Genomic DNA, 12,867 nt, shown 5'->3' with positions numbered 1-12,867 from the left:
GGACCATGGAAAGCAGCACCACCCCGGGCGGCCGCACCCGCCGCGAGGCCACCCGGCAGAAGCTCTACGAGGCGGCCGTCACCCTCATCGCCGAGCAGGGCTTCTCCGCGACCACCGTCGACGAGATCGCCGAACGGGCCGGCGTCGCCAAGGGCACGGTCTACTACAACTTCGCGAGCAAGTCGGTCCTGTTCGAGGAGTTGCTGCGGCACGGCGTGGGTCTGCTCACCGCGTCGCTGCGCGAAGCCGCCGAGCGCACGGCCCGGGAAGGCTGCGGCAAGGTCGACGCGCTGGACGCGATGATCCGCGCGGGCCTCGTCTTCATCGACCGCTATCCGTCCTTCACCCAGCTGTACGTGGCCGAGCTGTGGCGCACCAACCGGGCGTGGCAGTCCACGCTGATGGTGGTCCGGCAGGAGGCGGTGGCCGTCGTCGAGGATGTGCTCCGCGAGGGCGTGGACAACGGCGAGTTCAGCGACGAGATCGACGTGCCGCTGACGGCGGCCGCGCTGGTCGGCATGGTGCTCGTGGCCGCCCTCGACTGGCAGGCCTTCCAGCCGCAACGATCCCTGGACGACGTCCATTCCGCGCTCTCGCGGCTGTTGCAGGGGCGGGTCAGCGGGCGCCGCTAGCCGAACGGCACACGCGCGTGCCGAGGCGAACGGCCCCGCACGCGCGCGTGTGGCGGTGCGGCCGCACCGGGATCGCGCACTGCGCGCGGCGGCCGTCGCGCGGGCACACGAAAGCGCCGGTCCGCAGCGGCCACGTCCCCCGTGGGCCGCCGCGAACCGGCGCTTCCTCGTGCTCCCCCGTTGTCCCCCGTTCCCCCGTCCGGTCGTTCCCCCGGATCCCCCGTGCCTCGCTCCCGCCGAACCCGTCGGCGGAAGGAGCGGATCGAGGACCGCTCCGTTCCGGCGCCCCGTGTCGCCGGTGCCGGAGCCGCCCCGCTTTCCGTGTCTCCACTCTTCCGTCCACGCAGGCCGGCCCCCATCCGCGCGCGTACTCAACTCACCCCCTAGGTACGCGTACTCAGGGCTGCGCGCTCATCCCCAGGACGTTGTGCGGCCGACTGGTTACGATCGCCTCCGTGTCCGTACTCCCCCTCGTCTTCACCAGCGGCTGGGCCAGCGGCATCAACGCCTACGCGGTGGTGCTGCTGCTCGGTGTGTTCGGCGCCACCGGCCTGAGCGACGACGTCCCCGCAACGCTGCAGCGCCCCGAGGTGCTGATCGCCGCGGGTGTCCTGTTCCTGTGCGAGGCGGTCGCCGACAAGATCCCGTACGTGGACTCGGCGTGGGACGCGGTGCACACGGTCGTCCGGCCGGCGGCGGGAGCCTGGGTGGGCGCGGTGCTCGCCGGGCAGAGCGGCTCGCTCTCCGACGCGGCGGCCGCCGTGCTCGGCGGTTCGACGGCGCTGGCCAGCCACGCCGTCAAGGCCGGCACCCGGATGGCGGTGAACTCCTCGCCGGAGCCGTTCAGCAACGTGATCCTGAGCCTGGCCGAGGATCTCGGGGTCGCCGGGATCGTGACGTTCGCGATCTTCCACCCGGTGGCCGCCTCGGTCGTCGCGGCGACGCTGCTGCTGGCCGGTCTGACGGTGCTGTTCTTCCTCGTCTCGCGGATCCGGCGGTTCCTTCGGCGCAGGGCGCAGCGGCGGGAGGAGCGCCGGCTCACCCGGCTCCCGTGGCCGCCGCCGGGCTGACGGCGTGGGTGTCGGCGGCGGCCGATAAAGTCGCGGGCATGGCAGGAATTGCGGTGATCGGCGCCGGCATGGGCGCGCTGGCGGCGGCCGCCCGGCTGGCCGTCGCGGGCCACCGGGTGACGGTGTACGAGCGGACGGGGACGTACGGCGGAGCGGTGCGCCGCTTCGAGCGGGACGGTTTCGGCTTCGACACCGGTCCCGGGCTGCTCACGCTCCCGGCCGTCTGGCGCGATCTGTTCGTCAAGACCGGCAAGGAGCCCCTGGAGGAGTGCGTCGAGCTGGTCCAGGTCGACCCGTCCGCCCGCCATGTCTTCGCGGACGGCACCGAGGCGGCGCTGCCGAACGCCTCACGCGCGGGGGTCGTCTCCGCGCTGGACGAGGCGCTGGGCGCGCAGGCCGGGCAGCGCTGGGGCGACTTCCTGGTGCGGGCCCGCGAAGCCTGGGACCGCACCCGCCGCCCGCTCCTGGAGGAGCCCCTGTGGCCGAACTGGTCGGTGCTGGCCGACCGCGAGCCCTACCCGGCGGTGCCGCACAGGCGTCTGCTGCGCACCCGACGCGCCGGCACCCTCGCCGAAGTGGGCGCCTGGGAGCTGCGCGACCCCCGGCTCGCCGCGCTCCTCGAGTCCCACGCGCTCGCGTACGGTCTCGACCCGCGGGCCGCTCCGGCGAGCGCGGCCGTCCTGCCGTACATGGAGCACGCCTTCGGCACCTGGTACGTGCGCGGCGGGATGCGGGAGCTGGCCGGCGCGGTGTACGAGCGGTGCCTGGCCCGCCGGGTCGTGTTCGTCTTCGACGCCGAGGTGACGCGCGTCCTGGAGAAGGACGGGCGGGCGGCGGGCGTGGAACTGGCCGACGGACGGGTGGCGGACGCGGACTTCGTGGTCGCCCCGGGCGGCTTCGCGGGCCTGCCCGCCCGCGGCGAGGGCGAGGTCGTCGCCCAGCGGTCCCTGCCGAGCCGGCTGACCGTGTTGCTGGCGCTGCGCGGCCCCCGTCCGCAGGACGCCGTCCACCGCACGGTGGTGCACACCCGGGACCGTGAGAGCGAGCTGGCGAGTCTCTTCGGTGCCGTGCCGTCCGCGCCCGCGCTGCCGACGGTGACGGTCCTGCGGCCGGACGACGCCCGGCTGGTCCCGGACGGCGACCACGAGGCGGTCACCATCGGTGCCGTGGTCCCCGCCGGGGAGGAACTGCCGGCCGCGCGGACGGAGCTGGGGGCCGACGCGCTGGTCGCCGCCGCCGAGCGGGCCCTGCCAGGTCTGCGCGACCGGATCCTGTGGCGTGAGGTGCACACCGCGGCCGACATCGCGCGGGAGACCGGTGCGGCGGGCGGAGCCGTTCCGGCGCCCGCGTTGGCCGCGGCCGGGGGGCGGCTGCTGCATCCCGCCAACTCCACCGCGATGCAGGGCCTGTTCACCGTGGGTGGCTGGTCGCATCCGGGCGGCGGACTGCCGCACGCGGGGATGTCGGGCGCGCTGGTGTCCGGTCTGATCGTCGAGGGCCCGCAGTTCCGGGGCTCGCGTTGAACGCCGGGTGCTCGCAGTGAGCGCCGGAGGCGCGCGGTGGGCGAGCGCGGCTCGGCGGTGGGCGAACGGGGATCAGCGGTGGAAGAACGGGGATCGGCGGTGAGCGCCGGGCACGGGCAGGGAGCCGACCCGGCTGGGGCGTGTTTCGGTCGGCCGGGGCACGCGGTGGGTGAACGTGAACGCGGCCGTCAGAACCGGTACTGCTCGTCGTAACCGGTTCCCTGGCCGGGCCCCTGTTGCCGGCCCTCGCCCTGGTAGGGGTACTGCTGCTCGGACGGGAAGTCGCCGCCCAGCGGATCGTCGGTGTTTCGCTGCTGCGGGACCCAGACGCCGCCGGCCGGGGTCTCCCCGTAGCCGCCCGTGCCGTACTGGTCCTGGCCGTAACCCTGCTGCTCGTACTGCTGCTGCCCGTAGGCGGGGTCGTAGGAGCCTCCGCCGTAGGTCTGGGTGCCGATGTACGGGTCGGAGTAGGCGGCGTACTGCTGCTCGCCTGTGGCGTCGTAGCCGTACTGCTGCTGGTAGCCGGAGTAGCCGTCGTAGCCGTAGTTCTGGTCGGTGCCCTGGGCGGCCGCCGCGTACTGGTCCTGCCCCTGTTGCTGGCCCTGGCCGGTCGATGCCGCGTACGCGGTGTCGCTGTATATGCCGTAGGAGCCGGTGTCGTCGGGCATGGGCTGCGGCTCGTAGACGGAGGCGGCCGGGTCGGCGGTGCGGGCGGCGGGGGTGAAGACGTCGTCGCGGTCGAAGTCGTCGTCGTAGGCGTCCCTGTCACCGCGCGCGCCGCCGTTGCGGACGGAGTCCGCGGCGTCGGCGTCGTAGGGCGCACCGGAGTCGAAGCCCGCCTCGGCCGCCTCCGGACCGGAGACCTCGAGGCTCGGGTCCTGGCGCTCGGCCTTGCCGCGGCGGCGTTTGGCGAAGGTGTCGCCCTCGTCGTCCGCGTCGGCGCGCCGGAAGGCCCAGCCCTCGGCGAAGCCACGCCGGAAGGAGAGCGTCACGTAGGTCTGGCCGACCGCGAAGGCGGCCGCGCCCAGCGCGATGACGACGACCGAGGGGATCAGGACACCGAGGACGACGCCGAGGAAGCCGACGAAGGCCAGCAGCCGCCAGCGCAGCCGCGCCTTGTACTGCAGCAGCACCTCACCGAGCAGCCACAGCGCGACGATGCCGAACGCGATGTAGAGGACCGTCCAGCCCATGTACGCCCCTCTCCCAGTGGCCGCTACGCAGTGTGTCGTAAGTCGGTGCGACCGGTCTAGGCCTGCGGCGGATGGTGCAGGCCCAGGTTCTCGTAGATTTCCAGCGTCGCCGTGGAGCTGTTGAGCGTGATGAAGTGCAGTCCGGGCACTCCCTCGGCCAGCAGCCGTGCGCAGAACTCCGTGGCGAAGTCGATACCAATGGAGCGTACAGCGGACGGATCGTCTTTGGCTGTGAGGATCCGCTCTTTCAGGGCGGCCGGGAAGCGGGCGTTGCTGAGCTGGGGCAGGCGTTCCAGCATCTTCACACTCGTCACCGGAAGCACCTCGGGGATGACCGGAGTCACACAGCCGGCCGCCTCGACCCGGTCGCGCAGCCGCAGATAGGAGTCGGGCTCGAAGAACATCTGCGTGATGGCGTAGTCGGCGCCGGCCCGGCACTTGTCGACGAAGTGCGCGACGTCCGTCTCCCAGGCGTCGGAGCGCGGGTGCATCTCGGGGAACGCGGCGACGCCCACGCAGAAGTCGCCCGACTCCTTGATGAGCCGGACGAGTTCGGCGGCGTACGTCAGGCCTCGCGGATGCGGCACCCAGGCGCCCATGGGATCGCCGGGCGGGTCACCGCGCACGGCGAGCATGTTGCGGATCCCGGCGTCGGCGTACTGGCCGATGATGTTGCGCAGCTCGGCGACGGAGTGGTCCACGGCGGTGAGGTGCGCGACCGGCGTCAGGGTGGTGTCGACGACGATCTGCTCGGTCTCGCGGACCGTGGTCGCCCGGGTGGAGCCGCCGGCGCCGTACGTGACCGAGACGAAGTCCGGCGCGACCGCCTCGACCCTGCGCAGCGCGTTCCACAGGCTCCGCTCACCCTGGGGCGTCTTCGGCGCGTAGAACTCGAAGGAGTACGTCGTCTTGCCGGTGGCCAGGATGTCGCGCACGGTGCGCGCGCGGTCCGTCCTGGTGGATGCGGTTCCCAGTGCCATACCCGCAGGTTAGTCAGGGGTGGGCGGTCCCCCAACCGGATGCGGGATATTTGCCCGAATTGCCGCCTTGTTGTCCATCCCTTGGACAGTCGTACGGGAAACGACCGTACGAGCCGGAGCCCGTTCGGCCCGCGGGCGGCCCACCGGCCGGCCCCTACGCCTCGCTCAGTCGCTTCGCGAACTCGGCCGCCGCGGCGCCCGGGTCCGCCGCCTCGGTGATCGCCCGGACGACCACGACCCGGCGGGCGCCCGCCGCAAGCACCTCGTCGAGGTTGTCGAGGCCGACGCCGCCGATGGCGAACCACGGCCGGTCGGTGCCGAGACCGGCGGTGTGCCGGACCAGGTCGAGGCCGGGCGCGTGCCTGCCGGGCTTGGTGGGGGTGGGCCAGCACGGGCCGGTGCAGAAGTAGTCGACGCCCTCCTGGACCGCGGCCGCCTCGGCCTCGGCCGCCGCGTGCGTGGAGCGGCCGACGAGGACGCCGTCGCCGAGGATCGCGCGGGCCGCGGGGACCGGGAGGTCGCCCTGGCCGAGGTGGAGGACGTCGGCCCCGGCGGCGTGCGCCACGTCCGCGCGGTCGTTGACCGCGAGCAGCCTGCCGTGCCGGGCGCAGGCGTCGGCGAACACCTCCAGGTGCTCCAGCTCCTCGGCCGCCTCCATGCCCTTGTCACGCAGTTGGACGATGTCCACGCCGGCCGCGAGGACGGCGTCCAGGAACTCCGGAAGGTCACCCTGGCGGGTGCGGGCGTCCGTGCACAGGTACAGCCGGGCCGCGGCCAGGCGGGTGCGGGCGGTGTCGGGCATACGAAGTCCCCCCAGGGTGGTGGCGTACGGGGGCGGGGTGCGCCCCCGTACACCGGGTGTCGGTGCGAATCCGCGGGTCAGACGGCGAGCGCCTGGGCGCGGCGCTTCACCTCCGTGCCGCGATTCTCACTCAGGGCCTGCGCGGGCGTACCGGGCAGGCTCGGGTCGGGAGTGAAGAGCCACTCGAGCATCTCTTCGTCCTTGAAGCCGTCGTCCCGCAGCAGGGTCAGGGTCCCGACCAGGCCCTTCACCACCTTGTCCCCGTCGATGAAGGCGGCGGGGACGTGCAGCGCACGGTTCTCCCCCCGGCGTACGGCGATGAGCTGGCCGTCCTTGATCAGCTGCCGGACGCGGATCACGTCGACATCGAGCATCTCCGCGATGTCGGGCACGGTGAGCCAGGCGGGGACGAGAGCATCGGTCTTTGCGTCAATCTCGGTCACGGGAACAAGCCTGCCATCTGCCGCTGACAGCCGGAAGCCGGGCCGGTCCGACCAGGGGGTCCGGCTCAGGCGGTGGCCGCCTTCAGGGGCCGGGCCGGGTCCACGAGGAGCCGCGGATTCATCGGCGTGCCCGCCTCGATCAGCCGCCTGCCCTGGGCGAGGTCGCGCGGGCGCCCCACCGCCAGCAGGGCGACCAGACGGTCCTCGCGCAGCCAGCAGACGGTCCAGGCCGGCCCGGACGGGTCGCCGCGCCACAGCAGGGCGTCGGCGTCGGCGTGGTGACCCGCGTACTGGACGAAGCGGCCGAACTGCTCCGACCAGAAGTACGGGACCGGGTCGTAGGGGACCGGCGGCTCGCCGGTGGCCGCGCCGAGGATGTTCGCCGCGACCGTGCGCGGCCCCTGGAGGGCGTTGTCCCAGTGGTGGACGAGCAGCCGCTCGCCGTACCTGCGCGACGGGAAGGAGGCGCAGTCGCCGACCGCGTACACGTCCGGCAGGCTGGTACGCAGGCCCGCGTCCGCCACGACCTCGCGGTGCGCGCCCAGCTCGACGCCGGAGCCGGTGAGCCAGGCGGTGGCGGGGCGGGCGCCGATGCCGACCACGACGGCGCCGGCGGGCAGCCGCGAGCCGTCGTCCAGCACGACGACGCCGGGCTCCAGGCGCGCCACGCGCGTGTGGGTGCGCAGGTCGGCGCCGCTGTCGGCGTACCAGCCGGTCATCGGGGCGGCGACCTCGGGCGGCAGCGCCCCGGCCAGCGGACGGTCGGCGGCCTCGACGACGGTGACCGCGCAGCCGGCCTCGCGCGCGGCCGTGGCGAACTCCGCGCCGATCCAGCCGGCGCCGACGACCACGACCTCGTGCTGCAGGGCGAGGACCGGCCGCAGGCGCTCGGCGTCGTCCAGGGTGCGCAGCAGGTGCACGCCGGGCACGCCCTCGGAGCCCGGCAGCCGGACGGGCTCCGCCCCGGTGGCGAGGACCAGGACGCCGTAGGGGACGGGCCCGCGTCCGGTGTCCAGCTCGTGGTCGGCGGGCCGCAGGCCGAGGACCTCGCGGCCGAGCTCCAGCCGGATGCCTAGGCCCTCGAAGTCGACGTCGAAGGCGGAGTTCTCGGCCTTGCCGAGCAGCACCGCCTTGGACAGCGGCGGCCGGTCGTAGGGCTGGTGCGGTTCCGCGCCGATCAGGGTGACGGCTCCGTCGAAGCCCTGTTCGCGCAGGGCGACCGCGGTCTGGACCCCGGCCATGCCCGCGCCGACGACGACCACGCTCCGCGCCCCGGACCGGCCCTCTTCCTGCCTCTGCTCGCTCACCCGATCACCATAGACACCTGACGTTTTGTCAGTCAGCCGCCCTGCTCGGTGACCTGCTCCACACCGCGAGGGGCGTCCCGTGCTTCGCGGGCGGTTTACTCCTCTTCGTCCGGGATCTGCTCCACGACGCTGGTGCCGTGGCCCGCCTGCGACTCCCACTCCCAGGTCTCGGCGAGGCGCAGCCGGCCGTCGGGCAGCTCCACGACCGTCGACACGCAGTGCCCCGAGGAGGTCGTCCCGTCGTGCCCCAGCTGGACGTACCGGAAGTCGAGCCGGTCCCCCTCGCGGGTGCCCACCAGACGCCCGCGCACGACGTCGCCGCCCGCGTACTCGGCCCACACCGCCCCGTCCCGCTCGTGGTAGGCGAAGCGGGTGCGCGGGCCGACCTGCCCGGGGGCCTGGTCGGCCACGGGGGCGAGGACGAGACCGTCGAGCGAGCGTGCCATGGGCGGGGGCTCCCTTACTGAGGCGTGTCGCGGCGGGCTAGGGTGGCCAACGTAGAGCACTCGCGGGAGCCCGGACGCACCGGGCTGAGAGGGAGGCTGGCGGCCTCCGACCGTACGAACCTGATCCGGGTCATGCCGGCGAAGGGAGGGGCTGGACGCCCATGCCGTCTCCACGCACATCAGACGTCCTCGTCATCGGGGGCGGGATCATCGGGCTGGTCACCGCCTGGCGGGCCGCGCAGCGCGGCCTCACGACGGCGGTGGTGGACCCGGAGCCGGGCGGCGGGGCCGCCCAGGTGGCCGCCGGGATGCTGGCCGCCGTCACGGAACTGCACTACGGCGAGCAGACCCTGCTCGGTCTCAACCTCGCCTCGGCCCGCCGCTATCCGGACTTCGCGGCGGAGCTGACGGAGCTGACCGGCCTCGGCGTCGGCTACCGGCGCTGCGGCACGCTCGCGGTCGCGCTGGACGCCGACGACCGCACCCACCTGCGCGAACTGCACGCCCTGCAACGGCAGTCGGGGCTGGAGTCGGAATGGCTGTCCGGGCGCGAGTGCCGGCGTCTGGAGCCGATGCTCGCGCCGGGGGTGCGCGGCGGACTGCGGGCGGACGGCGACCACCAGGTCGATCCGCGACGGCTGGCCCTGGCCCTGACGGCCGCCTGCGAGCGCGCGGGCGTCGTCTTCCATCGCACCTGGGCGGAGCGTCTGACGGTCGTGGGCGACCGGGCGACGGGGGCCGTCCTGCAGGACGGCGCGGCGGCGGCGGGGCAGGTGGTGCTCGCCGGCGGCAGTCTGAGCGGGCGGCTCGCGGGCGTCCCGCAGGACGTGCTGCCCGCCGTGCGGCCCGTCAAGGGGCAGGTGCTGCGGCTGGCCGTGCCGGCGCGGTGCGCGCCGTTCCTGAACCGGACCGTGCGGGCCGTGGTCCGCGGCAGCCAGGTCTACCTGGTCCCCCGGGAGAACGGCGAACTGGTGGTGGGCGCGACCAGCGAGGAGCTGGGCTGGGACACGACGGTGACGGCGGGGGGCGTGTACGAGTTGCTGCGCGACGCCCACGAGCTGGTCCCGGGCATCACCGAGCTGCCGCTCACCGAGACACGTGCGGGTCTGCGGCCGGGGTCCCCGGACAACGCGCCGCTGCTCGGGCCGACGGAGCTGCCCGGGCTGCTGCTGGCCACCGGGCACTACCGCAACGGCGTCCTGCTGACGCCGGTGACCGGTGACGCGATGGCGCAGGCCCTGGTCACCGGGGAGCTGCCGGACGAGGCCCGCCCCTTCACTCCGCGGCGTTTCGGCGCCGCCGCACTCCTGGAGCAGCCCGCGTGAACGCCCGTGTGCACATCTCGGTCAACGGCGAGCGGCGGGAGTTCGCCGCCGGCACCGCCCTCGACGGCGTCGTCCGGTCCCTGACGCCCGCCGCCTCCGGGGTGGCCGCCGCGCTCAACGAGACCGTCGTCCCGCGCGCGCAGTGGCCGTCGACGGCGCTGTCCGACGGTGACCGCGTGGAAGTCCTCACCGCCGTCCAGGGAGGCTGAGCCATGGCCGACGACGCACTCGTCCTCGGCGGGACGGCCTACTCGTCCCGGCTGATCATGGGTACCGGGGGCGCGCCCAGCCTGGAGGTGCTGGAGCGGGCCCTGGTCGCCTCCGGCACCGAGCTGACGACGGTCGCGATGCGCCGGGTGGACCCGTCGGTGCACGGGTCCGTGCTGTCGGTGCTGGAGCGGCTCGGCATCCGGGTGCTGCCGAACACGGCGGGGTGCTTCACGGCCGGCGAGGCCGTGCTGACGGCACGGCTGGCCAGGGAGGCGCTGGGGACCGACCTGATCAAGCTGGAGGTCATCGCCGACGAGCGGACCCTCCTGCCGGACCCGGTCGAGCTGCTGGACGCTGCGGAGACGCTGGTGGACGAGGGGTTCACCGTACTGCCCTACACGAACGACGATCCGGTGCTGGCCCGGAAGCTGGAGGACGTCGGCTGCGCCGCGGTGATGCCGCTGGGGTCGCCGATCGGGTCCGGCCTCGGGATCCGCAACCCGCACAACTTCCAGCTGATCGTCGAGCACGCGCGCGTGCCGGTGATCCTGGACGCGGGGGCCGGCACGGCGTCGGACGCGGCGCTGGCGATGGAGCTGGGGTGTGCGGGGGTGATGCTGGCGTCGGCGGTGACACGCGCGCGGGATCCCGAGCGGATGGCGTCCGCCATGCGGGCCGGTGTCGAGGCGGGCAGGTCGGCCCGGCTGGCGGGCCGGATCCCCCGCCGCTACTTCGCCGAGGCGTCGTCCCCCGTCGAGGGCCTGGCCGCCCTGGACCCGGAACGCCCCGCTTTCTGACGGCCGGTCGCCGGACGGGCGAGGGACCTCACCGGCGCGGGACTCACCCGGGCCGCGAGCGCGCCCCGGGCCCCGGGCGTTACCCGCGGGTTCGCGTCACAGCTCGGCTGCAGTCGCGCTGCGATCCCGGTGTGATCGGCGGGGTGTCGGTGACGGCTCGTACACTCACCTGCGTGGACACGACCCTTCAGGACCCTCTGGTCGGGCAGGTGCTCGACGGCCGGTATCGCGTGGAGGCGCGGATCGCGGTCGGCGGGATGGCCACGGTCTACCGGGCCGTGGACACCCGCCTCGACCGCGTGCTCGCGCTCAAGGTGATGCATCCGGCGCTCGCCGCCGACGCGGCGTTCGTCGAGCGGTTCATCCGGGAGGCGAAGTCCGTCGCCCGCCTGGCCCATCCGAACGTCGTGCAGGTCTTCGACCAGGGCGCCGACGGGGCGTACGTCTACCTCGCCATGGAGTACATCGCCGGCTGCACCCTGCGGGACGTGCTGCGCGACCGCGGGGCCCTGCAGCCGAGGGCCGCACTCGACATCCTGGAGCCGGTCCTCGCCGCGCTCGGCGCCGCGCACCGGGCCGGGTTCGTGCACCGGGACATGAAGCCGGAGAACGTGCTGATCGGGGACGACGGCCGGGTCAAGGTCGCCGACTTCGGCCTGGTGCGCTCGGTGGACACCGTCACCAGCACCACCGGGGCGGTGCTCGGCACCGTGTCCTACCTCGCCCCCGAGCAGATCGACCAGCCGGGCGCCGCCGATCCCCGCGTCGACGTGTACGCGTGCGGCGTCGTGCTCTACGAGATGCTCACCGGCGACAAACCGCACGAGGGGGACTCCCCCGCGATCGTGCTCTACAAGCACCTCCACGAGGACGTCCCGGCTCCCTCGGTGCTCGTTCCCGGGCTGCCGTTCGAGCTGGACGAACTCGTGGCGTCGGCCACCGCGCGCACGCCCGGGGTCCGGCCGCACGACGCCGTCGCGCTGCTCGGACAGGTCCGGGAGGCGCGCGCCCCGCTCACCGAGGAGCAGTTGGACGCGCTGCCGCCGCAGGCCCTCTCCGGCGAGCACGACAACGCCGAGGACCGCACGAGCGTGATCCCCCGCTCGCTCACCGTCCCCCGCCCGCTGCCGGTCGGCGAGGACGAGCCCGCCGACGACGCCGCGTTCCACCGGACCTCCCGGTTCCAGAGCCCGCCTCCGCTGCCGCCCCGGCGCCGTTCCGTGCGGCCCGGGCGCTCGGTGATCGCGCTCGTCACCGTCGTCCTGGTGGTGCTCGGCGTGGGCGCGGGCGTCTGGTACATCAACTCCGGCCAGTTCACCAAGGTCCCCGCGGTGCTGACGCAGAAGGAGGCCGAGGCCCGCAAGCGCCTGGAGGCGGCGGGGCTCGAGGTCGGCAAGGTCCGGCACACGTACAGCGACACGGCCGCGCGCGGCACGGTCACGGAGACGGACCCCGGGCCGGGCGCCCGGATCCGCAAGAACGATTCGGTGGCGCTCACCGTCTCCGACGGCCCCGAGATCGTGAAGGTGCCCGACGTGCAGGGCACGGCGCTGAAGAAGGCCGAGGACCTGCTGAAGAAGGACGGCCTCGAACCGGGTCTGGTCACCGAGGAGTTCAGCGACGAGATCGCCCAGGGTGCGGTGATCAGCACCGATCCCGAGGCGGGCGCGCAGCGCCGCGCGGGCGCCGCGATCGCGCTGGTCGTCAGCAAGGGCGGCCCGGTCGACGTCCCCGACGTCGCAGGTGACGACCTGGACGACGCGAAGGCCGAGCTGGAGAAGGCCGGCCTGACGGTGAAGGTCTCCTCCGAGCGGGTCAACTCCGAGGTCGACAAGGGCAGGGTCGCGGCGCAGACCCCCAAGGCGGACAGCCAGCTCGCCGAGGGCGACACCGTGACGCTGACCCTGTCCAAGGGCCCGGAGATGGTCGAGGTCCCGGATGTGGTCGGCTCGAGCGTGGACGACGCCAAGTCGCTCCTGGAGCAGTCCGGGTTCAAGGTCGACGAGGACCGCGGCCTGCTCGGTCTGTTCGGCGACACCGTGAAGAAGCAGTCCGTCCAGGCCGGGAAGTCGGCCCCCAAGGGGTCGACGATCACGATCACCATCCGGTGACGGACCGGGCGGGCGGGCATGACACCCT

The 12,867-nt window shown here is 73.8% G+C and carries 13 protein-coding genes and 1 riboswitch; of the genes, 7 read left to right on the top strand and 6 right to left on the bottom strand.

What is annotated here, in order from left to right; genetic code table 11:
- Nucleotides 1-5: 5 nt before the first annotated feature.
- From C6376_RS18575 to C6376_RS18565, 3 genes are all read left to right on the top strand, one after another.
- Nucleotides 6-632, top strand: a complete 627-nt coding sequence (locus tag C6376_RS18575; protein ID WP_107444443.1) for a TetR/AcrR family transcriptional regulator — start codon at nucleotides 6-8, stop codon at nucleotides 630-632.
- A gap of 455 nt (nucleotides 633-1,087) precedes the next feature.
- The gene (locus tag C6376_RS18570) at nucleotides 1,088-1,702 is read left to right on the top strand and encodes a DUF4126 domain-containing protein (protein ID WP_107444442.1); all 615 of its coding nucleotides are present in this window, start codon (nucleotides 1,088-1,090) and stop codon (nucleotides 1,700-1,702) included.
- Between the two features lie 38 nt (nucleotides 1,703-1,740).
- Nucleotides 1,741-3,225, top strand: a complete 1,485-nt coding sequence (locus tag C6376_RS18565; protein WP_107449048.1) for an NAD(P)/FAD-dependent oxidoreductase — start codon at nucleotides 1,741-1,743, stop codon at nucleotides 3,223-3,225.
- 188 nt (nucleotides 3,226-3,413) lie between these two features.
- On the opposite strand, the gene C6376_RS18560 is transcribed toward C6376_RS18565, so the two are convergent.
- From C6376_RS18560 to C6376_RS18535, 6 genes are all read right to left on the bottom strand, one after another.
- Nucleotides 3,414-4,418 (bottom strand): hypothetical protein, encoded by a 1,005-nt coding sequence (locus C6376_RS18560; RefSeq protein ID WP_107444441.1) that lies wholly within the window; start codon nucleotides 4,416-4,418, stop codon nucleotides 3,414-3,416.
- 56 nt (nucleotides 4,419-4,474) lie between these two features.
- Entirely contained in the window at nucleotides 4,475-5,398 is a 924-nt protein-coding gene (gene metF / locus C6376_RS18555; RefSeq protein ID WP_107444440.1) for a methylenetetrahydrofolate reductase [NAD(P)H], read from the bottom strand.
- A 154-nt stretch (nucleotides 5,399-5,552) separates the two neighbouring features.
- Nucleotides 5,553-6,200, bottom strand: coding sequence for a thiamine phosphate synthase (thiE, locus tag C6376_RS18550; RefSeq protein WP_107444439.1), 648 nt, complete (start codon nucleotides 6,198-6,200; stop codon nucleotides 5,553-5,555).
- A gap of 77 nt (nucleotides 6,201-6,277) precedes the next feature.
- On the bottom strand, nucleotides 6,278-6,643 hold the full coding sequence (locus C6376_RS18545) for an Rv2175c family DNA-binding protein (RefSeq protein ID WP_057580009.1): 366 nt from the start codon (nucleotides 6,641-6,643) through the stop codon (nucleotides 6,278-6,280).
- A 65-nt stretch (nucleotides 6,644-6,708) separates the two neighbouring features.
- A complete protein-coding gene (locus C6376_RS18540) occupies nucleotides 6,709-7,950 on the bottom strand; it encodes an NAD(P)/FAD-dependent oxidoreductase (RefSeq protein WP_107444438.1) in 1,242 nt (413 codons plus the stop codon).
- 95 nt (nucleotides 7,951-8,045) lie between these two features.
- On the bottom strand, nucleotides 8,046-8,396 hold the full coding sequence (locus tag C6376_RS18535) for a hypothetical protein (protein ID WP_107444437.1): 351 nt from the start codon (nucleotides 8,394-8,396) through the stop codon (nucleotides 8,046-8,048).
- Nucleotides 8,397-8,448: 52 nt separating this feature from the next.
- Nucleotides 8,449-8,560: riboswitch (TPP riboswitch) on the top strand.
- Here C6376_RS18535 and thiO point away from each other — a divergent pair.
- The 4 genes from thiO (at nucleotide 8,558) to pknB (ending at nucleotide 12,839) form a co-directional block, all read left to right on the top strand.
- Nucleotides 8,558-9,721 carry a glycine oxidase ThiO gene (gene thiO, locus C6376_RS18530; RefSeq protein ID WP_107449046.1) on the top strand — a complete coding sequence of 388 codons (1,164 nt, stop codon included), beginning with the start codon at nucleotides 8,558-8,560 and terminating at the stop codon, nucleotides 9,719-9,721. It overlaps the preceding riboswitch by 3 nt.
- An 8-nt stretch (nucleotides 9,722-9,729) precedes the next feature.
- Nucleotides 9,730-9,930 carry a sulfur carrier protein ThiS gene (thiS, locus tag C6376_RS18525; protein WP_107449047.1) on the top strand — a complete coding sequence of 67 codons (201 nt, stop codon included), beginning with the start codon at nucleotides 9,730-9,732 and terminating at the stop codon, nucleotides 9,928-9,930.
- A 3-nt stretch (nucleotides 9,931-9,933) separates the two neighbouring features.
- Complete coding sequence (locus C6376_RS18520) at nucleotides 9,934-10,728, top strand: thiazole synthase (protein ID WP_107444436.1); 795 nt, start codon at nucleotides 9,934-9,936, stop codon at nucleotides 10,726-10,728.
- Between the two features lie 173 nt (nucleotides 10,729-10,901).
- Nucleotides 10,902-12,839, top strand: a complete 1,938-nt coding sequence (gene pknB / locus C6376_RS18515; protein ID WP_173985675.1) for a Stk1 family PASTA domain-containing Ser/Thr kinase — start codon at nucleotides 10,902-10,904, stop codon at nucleotides 12,837-12,839.
- Nucleotides 12,840-12,867 lie beyond the last annotated feature (28 nt).

This window comes from Streptomyces sp. P3 (assembly GCF_003032475.1).
GTDB lineage: Bacteria > Actinomycetota > Actinomycetes > Streptomycetales > Streptomycetaceae > Streptomyces.
Note: the sequence above shows the minus strand (reverse complement) of the source record. Positions and strands in the feature narration are given on the sequence as shown.

Excerpts from the sequence above, each read along its gene's own strand:
- thiO (WP_107449046.1), top strand. The coding sequence starts at position 8,558 with ATGCCGTCTCCACGCACATCAGACGTCCTCGTCATCGGGGGCGGGATC.
- C6376_RS18520 (WP_107444436.1), top strand. The coding sequence starts at position 9,934 with ATGGCCGACGACGCACTCGTCCTCGGCGGGACGGCCTACTCGTCCCGG.
- metF (WP_107444440.1), bottom strand. The coding sequence starts at position 5,398 with ATGGCACTGGGAACCGCATCCACCAGGACGGACCGCGCGCGCACCGTG.
- C6376_RS18565 (WP_107449048.1), top strand. The coding sequence starts at position 1,741 with ATGGCAGGAATTGCGGTGATCGGCGCCGGCATGGGCGCGCTGGCGGCG.
- C6376_RS18560 (WP_107444441.1), bottom strand. The coding sequence starts at position 4,418 with ATGGGCTGGACGGTCCTCTACATCGCGTTCGGCATCGTCGCGCTGTGG.
- C6376_RS18535 (WP_107444437.1), bottom strand. The coding sequence starts at position 8,396 with ATGGCACGCTCGCTCGACGGTCTCGTCCTCGCCCCCGTGGCCGACCAG.
- thiE (WP_107444439.1), bottom strand. The coding sequence starts at position 6,200 with ATGCCCGACACCGCCCGCACCCGCCTGGCCGCGGCCCGGCTGTACCTG.
- C6376_RS18575 (WP_107444443.1), top strand. The coding sequence starts at position 6 with ATGGAAAGCAGCACCACCCCGGGCGGCCGCACCCGCCGCGAGGCCACC.